The 19,607-nt window shown below is 74.6% G+C and carries 22 protein-coding genes; 14 read left to right on the forward strand and 8 right to left on the reverse strand.

Features of this window, described 5'->3' with window-relative positions; all coding sequences use genetic code 11:
• Positions 1–66: 66 nt before the first annotated feature.
• The 6 genes from IE316_RS26960 (at position 67) to IE316_RS26985 (ending at position 7,900) form a co-directional block, all read left to right on the forward strand.
• The gene (locus IE316_RS26960) at positions 67–3,015 is read left to right on the forward strand and encodes a helix-turn-helix transcriptional regulator (protein ID WP_190207092.1); all 2,949 of its coding nucleotides are present in this window, start codon (positions 67–69) and stop codon (positions 3,013–3,015) included.
• A 116-nt stretch (positions 3,016–3,131) separates the two neighbouring features.
• Positions 3,132–4,544: a CAP domain-containing protein gene (locus tag IE316_RS26965; RefSeq protein ID WP_190207093.1), complete on the forward strand. Its 1,413-nt coding sequence runs from the start codon at positions 3,132–3,134 to the stop codon at positions 4,542–4,544.
• A gap of 54 nt (positions 4,545–4,598) precedes the next feature.
• Positions 4,599–5,276, forward strand: coding sequence for an AIM24 family protein (locus tag IE316_RS26970; RefSeq protein ID WP_190207094.1), 678 nt, complete (start codon positions 4,599–4,601; stop codon positions 5,274–5,276).
• 12 nt (positions 5,277–5,288) lie between these two features.
• The gene (locus IE316_RS26975; protein ID WP_190207095.1) at positions 5,289–6,248 is read left to right on the forward strand and encodes a threonine/serine dehydratase family protein; all 960 of its coding nucleotides are present in this window, start codon (positions 5,289–5,291) and stop codon (positions 6,246–6,248) included.
• A 121-nt stretch (positions 6,249–6,369) separates the two neighbouring features.
• Positions 6,370–7,347 (forward strand): LLM class F420-dependent oxidoreductase, encoded by a 978-nt coding sequence (locus IE316_RS26980; protein WP_190207096.1) that lies wholly within the window; start codon positions 6,370–6,372, stop codon positions 7,345–7,347.
• A 124-nt stretch (positions 7,348–7,471) separates the two neighbouring features.
• Complete coding sequence (locus IE316_RS26985; RefSeq protein WP_190207097.1) at positions 7,472–7,900, forward strand: SsgA family sporulation/cell division regulator; 429 nt, start codon at positions 7,472–7,474, stop codon at positions 7,898–7,900.
• Between the two features lie 7 nt (positions 7,901–7,907).
• On the opposite strand, the gene IE316_RS26990 is transcribed toward IE316_RS26985, so the two are convergent.
• Positions 7,908–8,414, reverse strand: a complete 507-nt coding sequence (locus IE316_RS26990) for a DUF6328 family protein (RefSeq protein ID WP_190207098.1) — start codon at positions 8,412–8,414, stop codon at positions 7,908–7,910.
• 155 nt (positions 8,415–8,569) lie between these two features.
• Here IE316_RS26990 and IE316_RS26995 point away from each other — a divergent pair, with 155 nt between their 5' ends.
• The gene (locus tag IE316_RS26995) at positions 8,570–8,911 is read left to right on the forward strand and encodes a hypothetical protein (RefSeq protein WP_190207099.1); all 342 of its coding nucleotides are present in this window, start codon (positions 8,570–8,572) and stop codon (positions 8,909–8,911) included.
• Positions 8,912–8,926: 15 nt separating this feature from the next.
• Here the strand turns inward: IE316_RS26995 and IE316_RS27000 are convergent, their stop codons facing one another.
• Positions 8,927–9,910 (reverse strand): aldo/keto reductase, encoded by a 984-nt coding sequence (locus IE316_RS27000; protein ID WP_190207100.1) that lies wholly within the window; start codon positions 9,908–9,910, stop codon positions 8,927–8,929.
• A 28-nt stretch (positions 9,911–9,938) separates the two neighbouring features.
• Positions 9,939–11,150 carry an FAD-dependent monooxygenase gene (locus IE316_RS27005; protein ID WP_190207101.1) on the reverse strand — a complete coding sequence of 404 codons (1,212 nt, stop codon included), beginning with the start codon at positions 11,148–11,150 and terminating at the stop codon, positions 9,939–9,941.
• A 148-nt stretch (positions 11,151–11,298) separates the two neighbouring features.
• Here IE316_RS27005 and IE316_RS27010 point away from each other — a divergent pair, with 148 nt between their 5' ends.
• A complete protein-coding gene (locus IE316_RS27010; RefSeq protein WP_190207102.1) occupies positions 11,299–11,748 on the forward strand; it encodes an SRPBCC family protein in 450 nt (149 codons plus the stop codon).
• 22 nt (positions 11,749–11,770) lie between these two features.
• Here the strand turns inward: IE316_RS27010 and IE316_RS27015 are convergent, their stop codons facing one another.
• Both IE316_RS27015 and IE316_RS27020 read right to left on the reverse strand, forming a co-directional pair.
• A complete protein-coding gene (locus tag IE316_RS27015; protein ID WP_190207103.1) occupies positions 11,771–12,469 on the reverse strand; it encodes a ribonuclease H family protein in 699 nt (232 codons plus the stop codon).
• 57 nt (positions 12,470–12,526) lie between these two features.
• Positions 12,527–13,009, reverse strand: coding sequence for a VOC family protein (locus IE316_RS27020; RefSeq protein WP_190207104.1), 483 nt, complete (start codon positions 13,007–13,009; stop codon positions 12,527–12,529).
• Positions 13,010–13,208: 199 nt separating this feature from the next.
• On the opposite strand from IE316_RS27020, the gene IE316_RS27025 reads away from it, so the two are divergent.
• Together IE316_RS27025 and IE316_RS27030 are read left to right on the forward strand one after the other, a co-directional pair.
• Positions 13,209–13,862 (forward strand): ATP-dependent Clp protease proteolytic subunit, encoded by a 654-nt coding sequence (locus IE316_RS27025; protein WP_190207105.1) that lies wholly within the window; start codon positions 13,209–13,211, stop codon positions 13,860–13,862.
• A 2-nt stretch (positions 13,863–13,864) separates the two neighbouring features.
• The gene (locus IE316_RS27030) at positions 13,865–14,467 is read left to right on the forward strand and encodes a ClpP family protease (protein WP_190207106.1); all 603 of its coding nucleotides are present in this window, start codon (positions 13,865–13,867) and stop codon (positions 14,465–14,467) included.
• A gap of 57 nt (positions 14,468–14,524) precedes the next feature.
• Here the strand turns inward: IE316_RS27030 and IE316_RS27035 are convergent, their stop codons facing one another.
• A complete protein-coding gene (locus IE316_RS27035; RefSeq protein WP_190207107.1) occupies positions 14,525–14,953 on the reverse strand; it encodes a helix-turn-helix domain-containing protein in 429 nt (142 codons plus the stop codon).
• A 263-nt stretch (positions 14,954–15,216) separates the two neighbouring features.
• On the opposite strand from IE316_RS27035, the gene IE316_RS27040 reads away from it, so the two are divergent.
• On the forward strand, positions 15,217–16,104 hold the full coding sequence (locus IE316_RS27040) for an RNA polymerase sigma factor SigF (protein ID WP_190207267.1): 888 nt from the start codon (positions 15,217–15,219) through the stop codon (positions 16,102–16,104).
• 92 nt (positions 16,105–16,196) lie between these two features.
• On the opposite strand, the gene IE316_RS27045 is transcribed toward IE316_RS27040, so the two are convergent.
• Positions 16,197–16,652, reverse strand: a complete 456-nt coding sequence (locus IE316_RS27045) for an ATP-binding protein (protein ID WP_190207108.1) — start codon at positions 16,650–16,652, stop codon at positions 16,197–16,199.
• A gap of 178 nt (positions 16,653–16,830) precedes the next feature.
• On the opposite strand from IE316_RS27045, the gene IE316_RS27050 reads away from it, so the two are divergent.
• From IE316_RS27050 to IE316_RS27060, 3 genes are all read left to right on the forward strand, one after another.
• Positions 16,831–17,400, forward strand: a complete 570-nt coding sequence (locus IE316_RS27050; protein WP_190207109.1) for a PRC-barrel domain-containing protein — start codon at positions 16,831–16,833, stop codon at positions 17,398–17,400.
• Entirely contained in the window at positions 17,397–17,816 is a 420-nt protein-coding gene (locus IE316_RS27055; protein ID WP_190207110.1) for a PRC-barrel domain-containing protein, read from the forward strand. Before IE316_RS27050 ends, IE316_RS27055 begins: the two co-directional genes overlap by 4 nt.
• A 61-nt stretch (positions 17,817–17,877) precedes the next feature.
• On the forward strand, positions 17,878–19,137 hold the full coding sequence (locus IE316_RS27060; protein WP_190207111.1) for a streptophobe family protein: 1,260 nt from the start codon (positions 17,878–17,880) through the stop codon (positions 19,135–19,137).
• Positions 19,138–19,171: 34 nt separating this feature from the next.
• Here IE316_RS27060 and IE316_RS27065 read toward each other — a convergent pair whose 3' ends face one another.
• Positions 19,172–19,582 (reverse strand): hypothetical protein, encoded by a 411-nt coding sequence (locus IE316_RS27065; protein WP_190207112.1) that lies wholly within the window; start codon positions 19,580–19,582, stop codon positions 19,172–19,174.
• Between the last annotated feature and the right edge of the window lie 25 nt (positions 19,583–19,607).

A 19,607-nucleotide genomic window follows, 5' to 3' on the forward strand; every position in this document is an offset into this window, starting at 1 on the left:
CGTTCCCCGGGCGCCGGTGATCCGCGTGCCGGGGGCGCTGTCGGTGCCCCGTGCCAGGATGGGGGCGTGCCGCAGACCTCGTTCGCCGCTCCGCTCGTCGGCCGGGAAGCCGAACTCGCCCGGCTCACCGGCGTGCTCGCCCCCGCCCCCGCCGGAGGCGCCCGCGCCGTGCTGATCGCCGGGGACGCCGGGGTCGGCAAGACCCGGCTGCTGGACGAGGCCGCCGCCCGCGCCGCCGGGGCGGGCCGCACGGTACTGACCGGGCACTGCGTCGACCTCGGCGACGTGGGCCTGCCGTACCTGCCGTTCACCGAGATCCTCGGCGCGCTCGCCGCCGACGAGCGGTTCGCGCCCGTCCTCGCCGCCCATCCGGTGGCCGACCGGCTGCTGGGCGCCGGGCCGGACGCCGCCCGGGACCCCGACGGGCGGCTGCGGCTGTTCGAGGGCGTCGCCGGGCTGCTCACCGAGCTGGCCGGGACCGCCCCGCTGCTGCTGGTCCTGGAGGACCTGCACTGGGCCGACCAGTCCTCCCGGGACCTGCTGCGCTTCCTGCTCGGCCGGGGCGTGCTCCAGCGCTCCGGGGACCGCCTCGCGGTGTTCGCCTCCTACCGCGCCGACGACCTGCACCGCCGCCACCCGCTGCGGCCGCTGCTGGCCGAGCTGGTCCGGCTGCCCGGCGTGGAGCGGCTGGAGCTGCGGCCGCTGCCCGACGCCGACGTGGCCCGGCTGGTGCGCACCCTGCCGGACCGCCCGCTGCCGGAGGCCACGGTCCGCCGGATCGTCGAACGCGCCGAGGGCAACGCCTTCTACGCGGAGGAACTGGTCGCCGCCACCGGCCCCGGCGACGACGGCGTGCCCAGCGCGCTGGCCGACGTGCTGCTCATCCGGTTCGAGCAGCTCACCGACACCGCCCAGCAGGTGCTGCGGACCGCCGCCGTCGCCGGGCGGCGGGTCGGCCACGACCTGCTGCGGGACGCCGTCGGGCTGCCCGAGGAGGAGCTGGAGGCGGCGCTGCGCGAGGCCGTGGGCCGGCAGCTCCTGGTGGCCGGCGACGGCGACACCTACGCCTTCCGGCACGCGCTGGCCCGGGAGGCGGTCTACGCCGATCTCCTCCCCGGGGAACGGGCCCGGCTGCACGGCGCGTTCGCCCGGCTGCTGACCGCCCGCGACCACCGCCCGGAGAGCGCCGCCGAACGCGCCCACCACCACCGGGCGAGCCACGACCTGGCCGCCGCCCTCGCCGCGTCCCTGGAGGCCGCCGACCACGCCGAGCGGGTCGGCGCGCCCGCCGAGGAGCTGCGGCACCTGGAGACGGCCCTGGACCTGTGGTCGGCGGTGGAGCCGGACCGGCGGCCGAGGGGCACCGGACTCGTGCCGCTCACCCTGCGCGCCTCCGCCGCCGCGGCGCACGCCGGGCAACTGCACCGCGCGGTCTCCCTCACCCGGTCCGCGCTGGCCGGCCTCGACCGGGACGCCGACCTGGAGCTGGCCGCCCGGGTGCGGTACACCCTCGCCGGGAACCTGCTGGACGTCGACAGCCTGACCGCCGCCTTCGCCCACAGCAGCGAGGCGCTCGCCCTGATCCCCGCCGACCCGCCGTCGGCGACCTGGGTGTGGGCGGCGGCCACCCATGTACTGGCCGCCCGCCAGGTCGGCCGGAACGGCGTCGCCCTTAAGGTGGCGCACCGCGCGCTGGCCGCCGCCGAGGCGCTGGGCATCGACGACGCCCGCGCCGACCTGCTGATATCCCTGGCCGGCATGGACGGCGGCGGCCGGAGCACCGCGATCGGCCAGCGACGGCTGAAGCTGGCCCGGGACCTGGCGCGGCGCTCGGGCAACACACCGGTGGAGCTGCGCGCCCTGTTCAACCTGGCCGTCGGCACCTTCGAGGCGGGCGACCTGGAGAACTGCCTGGACCGGGTGACCGAGGGCCTGGACCGGGCCCGCCGCGCCGGGCTGCTGCACGCGCCGTACGCGGGAGAGCTGCGCTACCTCCAGCGGCTGGCGCGGTACACGCTCGGCCACTGGGACGACTTCGGGGCGAGCGGGCCGGACGAGGAGCCGGGCAGCCGCCTGTTCGTCGCCACCGGGCCCCTGCTGTACGCGGCGCTGGCCCGGGGCGACCTCGGCGCCGCCGACCGTGCCGAGGAGATGCTCCAGGGACCGTTCGACTGGCTGGGCACCCTGGTCGCGGGGGTGGTGCTGACCGACGCCGCCGCGCTGCGCGGCGACCCGGAGGAGGCGGTGCGCCGGATGCGGTCCACCGTCGAGGCGCTCACCGACGACGCGGGCACCCCGCCCGACGCGACGGTCCGGCTCGCCGCCCTCGCGCTGGCCGCCGTCGCCGACGCGGCCGTCGAGGCACGCCGGACCGGCGACGCGGCCGGGGTCCGGCGCTGGACGCGGACCGCGACGGACCTGGTGCGCCGGGCCCGGGAGTCGGCCGCGCACAGCCAGCGCGCGCTGCCGCAGGGGCCGGAGGGGCAGGCGTGGCTGGCGCGCGCCGAGGCCGAGTGGACCCGGGCGGTGTCCGGGCCCGACCCGGCGGTCTGGGCGAAGGCGGTCGCCGCGTTCGGGTACGGCGACCGCTACGAGCGGGCCCGGTGCCGGCTGCGGCTGGCCGAGGCCCTGCTCGCCGCCGGCCGGCGCGAGGAGGCGACGGCCGAGGCCGAGGCCGTCCGGCGCGACGCCGACCGGTTGGGCGCGGTGCCGCTGCGCGAGCGGCTGGACGCCCTGGTGCGCCGCGGCCGGCTCGCCGAGGCGCCGCCCGCCGGGGAGCGCGCCCCGGCGCTGACGCCCCGGGAGCGGGACGTCCTGAGGCTGCTGGCGCTCGGGCGCAGCAACCGGCAGATCGGCGAGGAGCTGTTCATCAGCGCCAAGACGGCCAGCGTCCACGTCTCCAACATCCTCGCCAAGCTGAACGCGGCGAGCCGTACCGAGGCGGCGGCCATCGCCCACCGCGACGGGCTGCTGGCGCCGGAACCGCCCGCCCCCGAGCCGTCGTCCACGACGTAGGCGGTGCGGCCGCGAGGGGGCTTCCGCGCCGGGGCGGTGGGGAACCTCGTCGTCGCGCCGGGCGTTGTCCGGTCAGCCCCACCGGTGCGGGAGGACCACGACGACAGGGCGGCAGGATGAGCGAGTTGGTGCCCGGCGGCAATGTGCCCCTGCCCGGCGGTCCCGTGGGCGTGCGGGTGGGGGGCGCCTTCGATCTGTCCGCGCTGATCACGGACGACGGGGGCAAGGTGGCCGGCGACGGCGACTTCGTCTTCTACAACCAGCCGGACGCCCCCGGGGCCCGGCTGCGGGACGGTGTCCTCACCGTCGACCCGGCGCGTCTGCGCACCGGCGCCACCCGGGTGACCGTCGCCGTCAGCCCCGCCGACCCCGGCACCGCGCTGAGCGACCTGCCCTCGCCCGCCCTGCGGATCACCGACGCGTCCGGCCGCGTCCTCGCCCGGTTCACTCCCCCGCGTCCGGGCCGGGAGACGGTGCTGCTGCTCGCGGAGTTCTACCGGCGCGGCGACCGGTGGAAGCTGCGCGCCCTCGGCCAGGGCTACGCGGACGGCCTGGCCGGCCTCGCCCGCGACTTCGGCGTGGACGTGGACGACGACCACCCGACGACCAGCCCCGCGACCGGTCCTGCAACCAGCCCCACGACCGGTCCCATGGCCGGCCCCACCACCACCCCCGCGACCGGTCCCACGGCCGGCCCCGCCACCGGCCCCCTCACCGGTCCCGCCACCGACTCCGCCCCGCCCGGTGCCCCGGACCCCGCCGCCTTCCTCGACGCGGTCAACTCCGCGCGGGCCGCCGCCGGTTCCCCGCCGGTGCGGTTCGACCCGCGGCTCGTGGCCGCCGCCCGGGAGCATGCCGCCGCGATGGCCGCGGCCGGTGCGCTGAGCGTGCAGACCAGGGACGGGGTCGCCGTCTACCAGCGGATCATCGCCGCCGGATACCGGTACCTCACCGTCGGCGAGCACCTGGTCTCCGGGCCGCGCACGGCACGCGAGTTCGCGGCGTACTGCCTGGAGACGGACGGCGCCCGGCGCACCCTGTGCGACGCCGCGTACGCCCATGTCGGGCTGGCGCGCGCCACCGGCGGCCCGGCGGGCGGCGCCTACTGGACGGCGCTGTGGGCCGGTCCGCTCACCCCGGACGGCCTGGCCCGGACGGTCGCCGAGGTCGTCGGCCTCACCAACCGGCGGCGGACCGGCGCGGGGCTGCCGCCGCTGGCCGCCGACCCCCGGCTCACCGCCGCCGCCCAGGCGCACAGCGCCGACATGGTGGCCCGCGACTTCTACGCGCACACCGACCCCGACGGCGGCCGGCCCTGGGACCGCGCCGGCGCCGCCGGCGCCCCGCACCGCACGGTCGGCGAGAACATCGCCTGCGGCCAGCGCTCCCCGGCCGATGTCGTGGAGGGCTGGATGAACAGCCCGGGGCACCGCGCCAACATCCTCAAGCCCGACTTCACCCACATCGGCGTCGGCCTGGCCGGCGGGGGCCGCGCGGGCACGTACTGGACGCAGGTGTTCGGCGGTTGACCCACCGCGCACACGATCTTGGCGGAACGGCGGGGTCCGGGAAAGGATGCCCCCATGAAGGGTGACCTCTTTTCCCACGAGCACATGGTGCAGCCCGCGCAGGCGCCGGGCATGACCGTCGAGAACTCCAAGTGCATCCGCTACGCGGTCAACGGCGAGATGCTGGCCCGGCAGGGCGCCATGGTCGCCTACCGCGGCAACCTCCAGTTCGAACGCAAGGGCCAGGGCGTGGGCGGGATGCTCAAGCGCGCGGTCACCGGGGAGGGGCTGCCCCTGATGGCGGTGCGCGGCCAGGGCGAGGCGTGGTTCGCGCACGAGGCGCAGAGCGTCTTCGTCGTCCAGGTCGACCCGGGCGACGAGTTCACCGTCAACGGCCGCAACGTGCTCTGCTTCGACGCCTCGCTGTCGTACCGCATCGCCACCGTCAAGGGCGCCGGCATCAGCGGCGGCGGCCTGTTCAACAGCGTGTTCAGCGGCCAGGGCAACCTGGGCCTGATCTGCGAGGGCACCCCGCTGGTCATCCCGGTCTCCCCGCAGTACCCGGTGTACGTCGACACCGACGCGATCGTCGGCTGGACCGCCGGGCTGGACACCTCCCTGCACCGCTCGCAGTCCATCGGCTCGATGCTGCGCGGCGGCTCCGGGGAGGCCGTGCAGCTCATGCTCCAGGGGCAGGGATATGTGGTGGTGCGGCCGAGCGAGGCCACGCCGCAGAAGACGCAGCAGCACTGAGAGGCCACGTACGTGATCGGGATCAGGGAGATCGACGCCGCCGCCGAGCGCATCGCCGGCCATGTGGTGCGCACCCCCACGGTGGACAGCCCCGGGCTGTCGGCGCTGCTCGGGGTGCCGGTGACGGCGAAACTGGAACTGCTGCAGCGCACCGGCTCGTTCAAGGCGCGCGGCGCGGTCGCCAAGCTGCTGTCGCTGAGCGAGGCCGAGCGGGCCGCCGGGGTGGTGGCGGTCAGCGGCGGCAATCACGGGATCGCCCTGGCGGTCATGGCCGCCGCCCTCGATGTGAAGGCCACGGTGGTGATGCCGCGCACGGCACCCGCCCGTTCCGTCCGGATCGCCGAGGACGCCGGGGCGTCGGTGCGGCTGACCGACGGCATGGACAGCGCGTTCGCGCTCGCCGCCCGGCTCGGCGAGGAGGGGCTGACGCCGGTGCACCCCTTCGACGACCCGGTGGTCATCGCCGGACAGGGCACCGTGGGGCGGGAGTTCGCCGCCGACGCGGGCGACCTCACCGACGTCCTGGTGAGCATCGGGGGCGGCGGGCTGATCGCCGGGGTGGCGGTGGCGCTGCGGGCGCTGCGGCCGGACATACGGGTGTGGGGGGTGGAGACCGAGGGCGCCGAGGCGATGTCGCGGGCGCTGGCGGCGGGCGGGCCGGTGCCGGTGGAGGTGTCGTCGATCGTCACCACGCTCAGCGCCCCGTCCGTGTCGGCGCTGACGTACGAGCATGTGGCGGCGCTGGTCACCGAGGTGCTGGTGGTGCCGGACCGGGAGGCCGTCCGGGGTTCGCTGGAGCTGGCCGAGCACGCGAAGCTGTGGACCGAGCCGGCCGCGGGCTGTCTGGTCCCCGCCGCCCGGCGGGTGGCCGAGCGGGTGGGCCCCGGGGCCCGGCTCGGCCTGGTGGTCTGCGGAGGCAACGCGTCGGTCGCGGACGTGGCGGCCTGGACCACACGGTTCGGCCTGGGCTGACGGCCGTACGGGACCCGGGGGCGGCGGGAGGGGCCGCCCCCGCGCCAGAAGGCCGCCGTCCCCGCCGGCACACGCCCCCTCCGGGCCGTTTTCGCCCGGTCAGGACGGGGACCCGTCCGTTATGGTGCGAATCGGATACACGATGATGACCGAGCAGGCCGGCCCCCGTGAACTGGTCGGCCATGTGGTGCGGGCCGAGGAGGTCGGCTTCGACTTCTCGGTGACCTCCGACCACTACTTCCCGTGGCTGCGTGCGCAGGGTCACTCCCCGTACGCGTGGAGCGTGCTCGGCGCGGCGGCCCAGGCGACGTCGCGCATCCCGCTGATGACGTACGTGACCTGCCCGACGTTCCGGTACCACCCGGCGGTGGTGGCGCAGAAGGCGGCGACGATGCAGTTGCTGTCCGAGGGCCGGTTCCGGCTGGGGCTGGGCTCGGGCGAGAACCTCAACGAGCACGTGGTGGGCGGCGGCTGGCCGTCCGTGGACGTGCGGCACGAGATGTTCCGGGAGGCCGTGGAGATCATCCGGGCGCTGTTCGACGGCGGTCACGTCACCCACCACGGCACCCACTTCGACGTGGAGTCCGCCAAGCTGTGGGACCTGCCGGACAGCCCCCCGCCGATCGGGATCGCCGTCTCCGGCGAGCGGTCGGCGAAGCTCGCGGGCGAACTGGCCGACCTGGTGATCGCCACCGAGCCGAAGCCGGAGCTGCTGGACTCCTTCGACCGGCACGGCGGCAGCGGCAAGCCCCGCGTCGGGCAGCTCCCGGTCTGCTACGACCCGGACCGCGAGACGGCGATCGAGCGGGCGCACGACCAGTTCCGCTGGTTCGGCAGCGGCTGGAAGGTCAACTCCGAGCTGCCGCACCCGGACTCCTTCGAGGCGGCGACCCAGTTCGTCACCCCGGACGACGTGGCCGCGTCGATCCCGTGCGGCGACGACCCGCAGGCGTTCGTCGAGGCGGTGCGGCCGTACGCGGAGGCCGGGTTCACCGAGATCGCCCTGGTGCAGATCGGCGGCGACTCCCAGCACGCCTTCCTGGACTGGTCCGAGAAGACCCTGCTGCCGGCGCTGCGCGAGGCGCTGGGCGGCTCCTGAGGGCGTGTCGGATCGGTAACGTTCGATAACGTTCCGGGAATGTCACCCGGTCGACGGAGCATCGTCCGGGAGGTCGGGGTACTCGAAGAGGGCTACGCAGATTCGTCGTCCCGGAGGCCCTTTCGTGAACTCGCTCGTGCACAAGACGCTTGTCGTACAGCTCCAGGCGGGCGACACGGACCGGTGCTCCGTCCTCGCCCACCTGGGGTACGACGCCGCGGACCCGTTCGCGCTGAGCATCGTCTTCAGCCACGACGGGCGGGTGCTGGCCCGCTGGACGCTGGACCGCGAGATGGTCGCCGACGGCCTGCTGCGCCCGGTCGGCGTCGGTGACGTGCGGCTGCGCCCGGTCTCCCGGGGCGTCTGGGACGAGCTGCGCATGGAGTTCCTGGGCGACCCGCGCACCGACGGCGACCGGCACCGCGCGGTGGTGTACGCGTGGGCGCCGGCGGTCGCCGCCTTCCTGCGCGAGACCCACCGCCTGGTCCCGCCCGGCCGGGAGAAGGTCGCCGTCGACGACTTCCTGGCGGAGGTCATCGCCGGCGCCGAGTGACGCCGGCCTACCCGGCGGTGTACCGGTGGCGGGTCCACAGGGGCAGCGCGAACCAGCACAGCAGGTACCAGCCGACCACCCCCGCGACCAGCCAGGGCACGAACCCGTCGTGGGTGGCGACGCGCAGGATCAGCAGCAGCGAGGCGGTCGTGGTGGCGAGCAGCAGCACCAGCCCGAGCAGGGTGAGCCGCGACGCCCACCGCACCGCCTGCGGTTTGACGCGCCGCCCGGAGACCAGGCGGTGCAGCGAGACCGGGCCGATCAGCGCGCCGGTCGCGCAGGCGCCGAGGACGACGGTGATCAGGTAGATCCGCTGGTCGGTGTCGGACAGCCGCTCGTACTTCGGCTGGAAGACCACGGTCAGCAGGAAGCCGAAGAGTATCTGTACGCCCATCTGGGCGACCCGGACCTCCTGGATCAGCTCCGTCCACATCCGGTCGGCGCGCTCCTCCTCGGTCTCGTCGCGCCCCCGGCGCCTGACCGCCGTCTCTTCCCGCGTGCCGCTGTCCGTCACCGTGTCCTCCTGGTCGCCGTGGCCTCACCTTGGGCTTTCCTGTTGCCCGGGTTCCCCGGAGTCAGACACCGTGACGGGTGGGGTGTTGTTTGGACCACCGGCGGGCGGTTACACGGACCGCGACTTTGACGTGGTTTTCGAGGAGGTCATGAGGTATGTCCGACACGCAGCTCACCGTGACACTGGACGGTGGCGGCATCGAGGACGCGCGGGCCGTGGTGCGCGCGCTCCAGGACGTGTTCGGCGAGCCGGACGAGGTGCCCACCGACGAGCGGGCCACCATCCGCACGGCCACCTTCAGCTCCGCGGCGAACCCGGAACCGTCCGGCACCACCCGCGGCGGGAACCTGTCCGCGCCGGTGACCGTCACGGTGCAGGGGTCCCCGCAGGCGGTGGCGGCGGCCAGCGAGACGCTCACCTCCGCTTTCTCCACCCGGGACGAGGGCGCCGCCTCCGGCGACCAGGAGCAGGAACGGCAACTGCTCCTGGTGCCGTGACCAGCGGTTTCCCGACTACCAGCGGCTCTCGACCTGGTCCTTGATCCGCCGCTCGTACAGCTCGGTGATGGCCCCGAGCGTCGCGTCGGACAGCTCGGGCAGCCGGGCGGCCTCGGCGTTGGCGCGGGCCTGCTCGGGCGAGCGGGCGCCGGGGATGACGGTGGTGACACCGGGCTGCTGGACGATCCAGCGCAGCGCCAACTGGGCCGGGGTGCAGCCCTCGGGGGCGAGCGCCGCGAACTCGGCGGCGGCCTCGACGCCCGTGGTGAAGTCGACGCCGGAGAAGGTCTCGCCCTGGTCGAACGCCTCACCGTGCCGGTTGAAGGTGCGGTGGTCGTTGGCGGCGAAGACCGTGTCGCGGGTGTACTTGCCGGAGAGCAGGCCGGAGGCGAGCGGGACCCGGGCGATGATGCCCACACCGGCCTCCCGGGCGGCGGGGAGCACCTCGCGCAGCGGCTTCATCCGGAACGGGTTGAGGATGATCTGCACGCTGGCCACGCCCGGCCGGGCGATGGCGGTGAGCGCCTCGGCGCAGGTCTCGACGCTGACGCCGTACGCCTTGATCCGCTCCTCGGCCACCAGGGTGTCCAGGGCGTCGAACACCTCGTCCGTGGAGTAGACGGGGGTGGGCGGGCAGTGGAGCTGGACCAGGTCGATGACGTCGACGCCGAGGTTGCGCCGGGAGCGGTCGTTCCAGGCGCGGAAATTGTCCAGGACGTAGTTCTCGGGGAGCTGGTCGACCCGGCGGCCCATCTTGGTGGCGACCATGACGCGCAGGTCGGGCCGGCCGCGCAGGAACGCGGCGATGGTCTCCTCGCTGCGGCCGTCGCCGTAGACGTCGGCGGTGTCGAAGAAGGTGACCCCGGCCTCGGCCGCCGCCTCCAGTACGGCCTGGGCCGCCTTGTCGTCGACGTCTCCCCAGTCGGCGCCGAGCTGCCAGGTACCCAGGCCGATCACGGAGGCGTGCTGACCGGACCTGTCGAATGAGCGTTCTTCCATGGCGTCAGTGTGTCATCCGCCGGCCCGGTCAGGCGCGCCCGGCCGGCTCCCTGGCCTGCAGGGCGCGGGCCAGCCGGGGGCCGAGGCGGCGTTTGAGGCGGCGCAGCGGCTCCAGGTGTCCGGCGGCCCGGTCGAGGCGGTAGTACAGGTCCGGCGGGAGGTACGGCAGCAGGGGTGAGTGGCGCTGGCCGAGCAGGGCGAACATCCGCTCGGGCGGCAGGGCGAGGTAGCGGGGCAGGTTCTCGTACCACCGGGCGCTGTAGCGGGCGGCGCTCTGGACCGGCAGCAGGGCCGCCTTGCGTTCGCGTTCGTAGCGGGCGAGGGCGTCCGGCAGGGCGGCGGGTCCGCGCAGGGCGGCGGCCAGGGACATGGCGTCCTCCAGGGCGAGGGTGGTGCCGGCCCCGATCGAGTAGTGCGTGGTGTGGGCGGCGTCGCCGAGCAGCACCAGGTTGCCGAGGGACCAGGTGCGGTTGGTCAGGGTGCGGAAGGCCGTCCAGGGGGTGCCGCCCTCGGCCGGGGCGCGCCCGGTGAGCCGGTGGCCGTCGAGCAGACCGGCGAAGTACTCCTCCAGCAGGGCGAGTTGGCGGTCCGGGTCGGTGCGGTCCAGGCCGAGCCCGGTCCAGGTCTCCGGTGCGCACTCCACGACGACGGTGCTGCCCCGGGGGCCGAAGGCGTAGCCGTAGGCCCAGATCCAGCCGTGCGCGGTCGCCACGAAGGCGAAGGTGAAGGCGTCGAAGACCTTGCTGGTGCCGAGCCACGCGTAGCGGTTGCGGCCGGTCCTGATCCCGGTGCCGAAGTGGCCGGCGTGACGGGTGCGCAGCGCGCTGCCGGCGCCGTCGGCGGCGACCACGAGGTCGGCGGCGGGCCACCGCGCGCCGGTGACCTCGCTGCCGTGCTCCAGGCGGACGCCGAGCGCGCGGGCCCGGGCGGCGAGGATCTCCAGCAGCCTGTGCCGGCCGATACCGAAGCCCTCGTCGCCCCGGTGACGGACCGTCAGGTCCCCTACCCGGGCGACGCCGTCCCGCCAGCGTGCGGAGGCGTCCTCGACGGCCCGCGCGGACTCCGGGTCGTGGGCGCGGAGCCGGTCGAGCAGCGGACGCCAGTACGTGACGCCCCAACCGTAGGTGGAGCCCTCGGGGTTGCGTTCGTGGACGGTGATGTCGTGGGCGGGGTCCTGCCGTTTGAGCAGGATCGCGAGGTAGAGCCCGGCGGGTCCGCCGCCGACGCAGACGACCTTCACACACCCTCCTGAACATGGGCGAAACGGTCATATTTCTGCGCACAGTAGCAGCGAGAACGTCCGGTGCCGGGCTGATTCGGCCCGGAAGTCACGGGTACCCGCGCACCGTCGCAACGAGAAATCCACGAGCCGAAGGAGGCAGTACCTCATGTCGCAGGTCGAGGAGTCCGTCGAGGTCGGCGTCCCGGTCCACACCGCGTACAACCAGTGGACCCAGTTCGAGTCGTTCCCCGAGTTCATGAGCGGCGTCGAGCGGATCGAGCAGCGCACCGACACCCTCACCCACTGGGTGACGAAGGTGGACGGCGTGCGGCGCGAGTTCGACGCGGAGATCACCGAGCAGATCCCGGACGAGCGGGTCGCCTGGACCACGGTCGGCGGCGAGGCCAAGCAGGCGGGTGTCGTCACCTTCCACCGCCTGGACGACCAGCACACCAAGGTGATGCTGCAGATGGACTTCCAGCCGGACACCCTCGCCGAGAAGGCGGGCGACAAGCTCGGGGTCGTGCAGCGTCAGACCAAGGGCGACCTGAAGCGCTTCAAGGAGTTCATCGAGGGGCGCGGTCACGAGACCGGCGCCTGGCGCGGGGCCGTCTGACCCGCGCGCCCGGCCTCCGGGGCTATCCGGCTTCGGCCGTACGGCACTCCGGATGGCCCCAGCCCTGGGTGTTCTTGGCGATGGACTCGCCGGCCGCGTAGGCCCGCCCGCACAGGCAGCGCCCGGGGAACTTGGCCTTGATGGTCCGCGCCGAGCCGCCGCCGCCCTTCCGGGTGGCGGCGGCTTTGCGTCGCGGGGCCCTGGCCTTCGGGGTGTCCGGCGACGGCGGCGGCTCCGGGGAGCCGAGGTCGCTGCCCGCCGGTTCCTGGACGGTGGCGGCCTGGCTGGCGGCCCGGTCCGCGAAGTCGTTGAGCCGGTCGCCGTCGACCTGGTGGGCGGGGACGTAGCGGAACTCCACCGAGCGGCCGTCGAGCAGCGCGTCGATGCGCACGACCAGTTCCTGGTTGGCGACCGGCTTGCCCGCGGCGGTCTTCCAGTTGTTGCGCTTCCAGCCCGGCAGCCAGGTGGTGACGGCCTTCATCGCGTACTGGGAGTCCATCCGGATCTCCAGCGGCACCCCGGGGTCGACGGCCGTGAGCAGCTTCTCCAGCGCCGTCAGTTCGGCGACGTTGTTGGTGGTACGGCCCAGCGGCCCGGCCTCCCAGCGGGCCGGGGTCTCGCTGTCGTCGGCGACGACCCAGGCCCAGCCGGCCGGTCCGGGGTTGCCCTTGGAGGCCCCGTCGCACGCGGCCACTACACGTTCACGCATGCGCCCGATCATGCCATGGCCGCGCGGGCGGTCCGGGACACGCTCCCGTCCGCGGACGGGGCCCGGCGGTCACTCGCCGGCGAACGCCTTCTCCAGCTCGGCGATGTCGAGCTTGCGCATGGTGAGCATCGCCTTGCTCGCGCGCGCCGCCTTCTCGGGGTCCGGGTCGGCGAACATCTCGTTGATCCGGACCGGGACGACCTGCCAGGACAGTCCGTAGCGGTCCTTGAGCCAGCCGCACGGGCCCTCCTCGCCGCCGCCCTCGCGCAGCGCGGCCCAGTAGTGGTCGACCTCTTCCTGGGTGTCGCACATCACCTGGAAGGAGACCGCCTCGGTGAAGGTGAACTGCGGCCCGCCGTTCAGCGCGACGAACTTCTGGCCGTTGGCGGTGAAGTCGACGGTCATCACGGTGCCGGCGGGGCGCATCGAGCCCTCGGGGTAGCGGGTGATCGCGCCGAGGCCGGAGTTCTCGAAGACGGAGACGTAGAAGCGGGCGGCCTCCTCGGCCTGGTCGTCGAACCACAGACAGGTGGTGAAGCCGGCGGTGTCCATCAGGGTTCCTCCTGGGTCGTGGAGCACGGTCTGGAAGGTAGACCGCCGCGCGCCCCGGAACTCATCGGCCCGGCGGCCCCTTCTCCCGCTCTGCCCGTGGCGAATCTGCCGCGGGCAGAGAACGGGCCGCTACGGGCCCCGCGCGGCCGACAGTGGGGACAGCGGCACTTCCGCCGCGTACGAGGACGAAGGAGCGCCGATGTCTCCACTGACCGCCGGTCCGGTGCCGGCCACGCTGCCCCGCGCCGAGGAGGGCGACACCCCCGCGACCCGGTTCGACGACCACCTGGCCGCCCAGTTGCTGGCCCAGCGCGTCATCCTGCTGGGCACCCAGGTCGACGAGGTCTCCGCCAACCGGATCTGCGCCCAGTTGCTGATCCTGTCCGCGGAGGACCCGCGCACCGACATCACCCTGTGCGTCAACTCCCCCGGCGGCTCGGTCCACGCGGGCCTCGCCATCTACGACACGATGCGGCTGATCCCCAACGACGTCGCCACCCTCGCCATGGGGTTCGCCGCCAGCATGGGGCAGTTCCTGCTCAGCGTGGGCGCCAAGGGCAAGCGGTACGCCCTGCCGAACGCGCGGATCATGATGCACCAGCCGTCGGCGGGCATCGGCGGCACCACCGCCGACATCGAGATCCAGGCGGAGAACCTGGAGTTCACCAAGCGGACCATCGAGCGGATCACCGCCGAGCACACCGGCCAGTCACCGGAGACGATCTCCCGGGACGGCGACCGGGACCGCTGGTTCACGGCCGAGGAGGCCAGGGAGTACGGCATGGTGGACCGGGTCGTGCACGCCCTCGCGGACGTCCGCCCGACCGCCCCGAAGCGACGGATGGGACTGTGATCATGGGGACGTACACGATTCCGAACGTCGTCGAGCGCACCCCGCGCGGCGAGCGGTCCTACGACGTGTTCAGCCGCCTGCTGTCGGAGCGGATCATCTTCCTCGGCACCGAGATCGACGACGGCGTGGCCAACGTGGTCATCGCCCAGCTCCTGCACCTGGAGTCGGCGGCCCCGGACAGCGAGATCTCGATCTACATCAACTCCCCCGGCGGCTCGTTCACCTCGCTCATGGCGATCTACGACACGATGACGTTCGTACGGGCGCCGGTCTCCACGTTCTGCGTCGGCCAGGCGGCCTCCACGGCGGCGGTGCTGCTGGCGGGCGGGGATCCCGGGCGGCGGTTCGTGCTGGAGCACGCCCGGGTGCTGCTCGCCCAGCCCGCCAGCGGGGGCCGCCAGGGCACCGTTTCCGACCTGGCGCTCCAGGCCAAGGAGATGGTCCGCATCCGCTCCCAGGTCGAGGAGGTGCTGGCCCGCCACACCCACCACGACGTGCGCACCCTGCGCGCCGACATGGACCGCGACAAGGTGTTCACGGCCGCGGAGGCGGTGGCGTACGGGCTGGCCGACGAGGTGCTGAGCCGGCGCCTGGCGACGGTCTGACCCGCGGGGGCCGGCGCCCCGGGTCTCCCCCGGGCGCCGGCCCCGCACCGCCGGGCGTCAGGCGGCCAGGCACAGCCCGTCGTGCCGCGCGCCGGCCGCACCGGGCCGGGCGGTGGTGGTGGTGCGGGCGGGGGCGGTGCGGGCCGTGGTGGCACGGGCCGTGGTGGGTGGGCTCAGTCGGCGCTGGGCGCGGGAGAGCAGGTCGCCCAGGCCCAGGCCGAGGGCGCGGGCGGCGGCGGCGAGCACCTCGGAGGACGCCTCCTTGCGGCCCCGCTCCACCTCCGACAGGTACGGCACGGAGATCCGCGCCGCCTCGGCGACCTCCTTCAGCGTGCGTTCCTGGGCGAGGCGCTCGCGGCGCAGGACCTCGCCCACCAGGTCCCGCCACAGCGGTTCCCGGGGGGCGGCGGCGGGGGGTCCGCAGCGCTCGGCGGCGGGCGGACGCAAGGGGATGACGCGGGCTTCGTTCGGCACGTGGCTGCTCACCCCGCTCAGCCTAGGAGCCGCCGCGCGCAAGGAAGAAGGGGACGGCGTTCCGCCCTGAGGGAAATCCGGCGGCCGCGGGCGCGGCCCCCGAGATGTGCCCGGACGCTCACCCCGTTACCCTGAGAGAGCGGTTTCTCACGACACCGCGGTCACTGTTCTCGTGCCATGCGGCCACCAGCGGCATGTGCGGGCGTGACCTGGGTACCCGCGACCGCGGGAGGACTTAGGGGAGACGTCGAACCGTGACTTTCGTGGGAGAGGCAATGAAGCCCGCCGTGACCCGGCCGGGGACACGGCGTGTCGAGTACTTCACCGGGACCGGTGCGGACGGCGGATCGCTTGCGCAAGCCGTGGACGGCCGGTCCGTGGCCCCGCGCGACGCGCGCGAACTGTCCCGCCAGTTCTTCCAGCGCTTGGCCGGACTCGAAGAGGGCACGCACGAGTACCAGTACGCGCGCAACACCCTGATCGAGATGAACATGTCACTCGTGCGGTTCGCCGCCGGGCGGTTCCGCGGCCGCGGCAACGACATGGAGGACATCGTCCAGACCGGCATGATCGGCCTGATCAAGGCCATCGACCGGTTCGAGCTCTCGCGCGAGGTGGAGTTCACCTCGTTCGCGCTGCCGTACATCGTCGGCGAGATCAAGCGCTTCTTCCGGGACACCACGTGGGCCGTGCACGTGCCGCGGCGGCTGCAGGAGCTGCGCGTGGAGCTGGCCAAGGCCCGTGAGGAGCTGTCCAGCCGGCTGGACCGCGAGCCGACCGCCGCGGAGCTGGCCACGCTGATGAACATCAGCGAGAGCGAGGTCGTCGAGGGCCAGATCGCCGCCAACGGCTACCACTCCTCGTCCCTGGACGCCGCGCTCACCGGCGACGGCCCCGAGGGCGGCGAGGCGGTGCTCGCCGACTTCATCGGCGTGGAGGAGAACGGGCTGCGGCTCGTCGAGGACTTCCACACCCTGGCCCCGCTGATGGCGGAGCTGAGCGACCGCGACCGGCAGATCATCCACATGCGGTTCGTGGAGGAGGCCACCCAGGCGGAGATCGGCGAACGGCTCGGCTGCTCGCAGATGCACGTCTCGCGGCTGATCAAGCGGATCCTCAGCAAGCTGCGCGAGGGCATGCTCGGCGACCTGGACCGCGTCTGAGACCGGCCCGCGCCGCACGACAGGACGGTGGCCGCCCTTCCTCAGGAGGGGCGGCCACCGTGCGGCCCGGGTCGGTGCCGGGTGCGTACCGGTCAGTCCTGGGCGAGGCGGACCACCGCGCGGACCCGCTTGCCGACGGGGACCCGCTCGACGTGCAGTTCCTCGGTCAGCGCGTGCACGATCTCCAGTCCGTGCCGGCCCACGCGCTCCGGATCGCGGGGAAACCGGCGGGGCACCGCCGCGCTGCTGTCGTAGACGCACACCGTCACCGTGGTGTCCGTGCCCTCCAGCTCCAGGATGTACGGGCCGTTGCTGTGCCGGTCGGCGTTGGTCACCAGCTCGCTCACCACCAGGAGCACGGCGCCGTCATCGCGGTCGCCGATGGTGGCGCACCACTCGGTGCGGAGCTGCTCCATGAAGAGGGACGCGAAGGAGCGCGCCTCCGCGATGCATCCCGGCTCGCCGGTGAAGTGTGCCGCCCGCCGAAGCGGTTCCACGGGCACGTCGAAACCAGTCGGTATCACTGCCCCGTCCAGATGATCGATCATGCGTTTCTCTCTCGGAAGCCGGACTGGCCGGACGCTACTGCACCAGTCCTCGTACCCCGGCCTCGGCGGAGCAGTCCCCCTGATCCGCACCGCGTGCATCGTCACGGCCCGGCGGGGAACCCGGAGGGATCCGGAGCCGGTCGCGGCGCGGACGCCGGCCCGGCGGGAAGGGCGTGCGATGGACGAGCTGATGACCGCGCGGAGCCTGACCACCCGGCCGGTGGTCACCCTGGGCGGCGACGCGGTCGCCCAGGTCAAGGACACCGTATTCGACGCGGCGGCGGGCCGGATCGTCGGGTTCGCGCTCAGCGGACGCGGGCTGCTGTCGGGGTCGCTGGGACACAGGCTGCCGTGGTCGGCGGTGCACTGCCTGGGCCATGACGCGGTGATGATCCGCTCCCGGCGGGACCCGGCGGGCGCCTCCCCCGTGCCGCCGGACGGCGAGGTGCTGCGCGACCGGGTGCTGGGCGCGAGGCTGCTGACGGACTCGGGCACGGAGGTCGGCACGGTGCTGGACGTGGTGGTGGCGGGCGGCCGCAGCGGTCGCGTCGTGGGCTTCCGGGTCGACGCGAGCAAGGCGCTGGTGCCGGGCCCCCGACGGCGCCGCCGCCGGGTGTACGTGCCGCGCGGCGAGGACCTCACCGTCACCGGCCGGGCCCTGGTCCTGCCCGGGGAGAGCGTCCGGGTCACCGAGGACCTGTCCGGGCTCGGCGCCCTGGCCGCCGGCCGGCCGGGGTGTACGCCGTGATGCTGTTCTCCCGGGTGCGCGGCCTGCCCGTGGTGGCACCCGACGCGACCGAGACCGGGGTCGTCACCTCCCTGGCCGTGGACGTCGACGCGGGGACGGTCACGCATCTGCGGCTGCGCGGCCGGCACCGCCGGGAGACGGTGCTGCCCTGGGCCGCGGTGCACGCCGTCGAACCGGACGCCGTCCTGGTCCACGCCCACTCCCCCGGCCCCTCGGACGCCCCCGCGCCGCCGCACGACCTGCTGGGCAGCCGCGTGCTGACCGACACCGGCGAGGCGCGCGGCACGGTGCTGGACGCCGTCTTCGACCCGGACACCGGCCGGGTCCTGGCCGTGTTCACCACGCTCGGCACCCTGTCGGCGGAGCTGCTGCTGGGGCTCGGCGACTACGCCCTGGTGGTACGGGCCACCGGCTGAGCGGGGACGCGGACGGCCGCGCCGACGGGCGGGCCCGGCGGGTCCTGCTTAGCGTGGCGGCGTGAGCACGCGCACCTCCCCCGGCCGTCCCGGCCCGCACCCGCACGGCTGGCCGCGGGCCCTGGGCGCCGTGCTGGCCGGGCTGCTGGCCATGGGCGCGGTGGCCGCGCTGGGGCTGTGGGCGGCCGGGGCCGGGGACCTGCCCGGCGGGGCCTTCCCACGCGTCGTCACGGCGGTGATGGTGACGGCGGTGGGCGGCTCGGTCGACGTGTCCGGGGCGGCCGGGGACCTCATCGGTGCGGAGGCGGACCTGACCGTGATGCCGCTGTCGGTGACGCTGACCGGCGCCCTGGTGATCGGCCGGGGCTTTCTGCGTCCGCTGCGGCGGCGGGCGGTGGCCGGGCTCCCCGGGCTGGCGGGGTGGGCGGGCCGGATCGCCGCGCTGTGGCTGTGCGCCCTGCTGGGCCTGGCCTTCGCCGCGCGCCACACCTTCGAGGTGTCGCTCGGCGAGGGGCTCCTGGACGACCTCGGCGACCTGTTCGGCCTCTCCCCCACCGTCGGCTTCGCCGCCGACGTCCCGCTGACCGTGCTGTTCGGCCTGCTGTGGCTGGCGGGCGTGCTGCTGCTCGCCGTCCTGGTGACGCGCGGGGTGCCGCTGCCGGGGCGCCTGTCGCGGCTCGGGACGGCGGTGCGGCCGGCGGCGTCCGCGGTGCTCCTGCTGCTGCTCGCCTGCGTGGCCGCCGGCGCCGTCGCCGCCCTGGTGGTCGCGGCGACCCGCGGGCACCCGGCGCGGACCCTGGCCGTGCTGCTGCTCGGCCTGCCCAACCTGGTGTGGCCGGCGCTGACCATCGGCCTGGGCGCCACCTGGGACGGGCAGGTGGACGGGCCGTTCGCCCTGCCGATGCCGCACCTCCTGGACGAGGTGCTGCGCGCCCCGGACGCCGCCGCGCTGAACCTGGGCACGCTCGCCGAGCGGGACGGCCGGGTGTGGTGGCTGCCGGTCGCCGCCGGGGTGCTGCTGCTCGCCGCGGGGTGGCTGACGGCGGTGCGGTCCCGCCCCCGGACACCGGCCCGGCACAACGCCGTGCGGCTGGCCGTGGCCCTGGCCATGGCGGCGCTCATGGTCTGCCTGGCCGCCAGGGTCTTCGCGCACGGCCTGTCGGTGCTCGGCATCGGCGACCTGAGCGCCGGGCTGTCCGGCCATCTGTTCCTGCGGCCCCGGCTGTGGAGCACCGTCGGCCTGGCGGCGCTGTGGGGAGGGCTCGCGGGCCTCCTCGGCACCCCGCTCGCCCGCTGGACCGGCCGCCGGACGGGCCGCTGACCGGTCTTCGCCGACCGGTATTCGCCGACCGGTCTCAGCCGACCGGAACCATCTGCGGCGCCACCGTGCGCTGCATCCGCAGCGCGTCCACCGACTCGGCGAGCAGTTCGTACTCGGTGGTCTCGTCGCTGGTGGCGACCCGGACCAGCCGTCCGGCGGCCAGTTCGTCGGCGATCAGGTCCTGCCGGGCCGCATCGGCGCACCAGGAGCGCAGCACCCGGGGCACGTCCGGCGCGTCGTCGGCGACCGGGGTCAGGGCGCCGCGCGGCAGGTGCGGCTGGTCCGGCTGGGGGTCGAGGCGCTCGGCGATCCAGGAGGCGCGGTCGCGCAGCCACCACAGGGCGAGGGCGAGGGTGGGGGCCCGGTAGGTGCCGAGGGGGACGCCGACCCACCGGCCGCCGCAGACTCCGTACGCGGTGACATGGCACAGGAACTCGTCGTGCACGTCTACCATCCCCAGTCGCGTGGCC

This window comes from Streptomyces fumanus (assembly GCF_014655295.1).
GTDB lineage: Bacteria > Actinomycetota > Actinomycetes > Streptomycetales > Streptomycetaceae > Streptomyces > Streptomyces fumanus.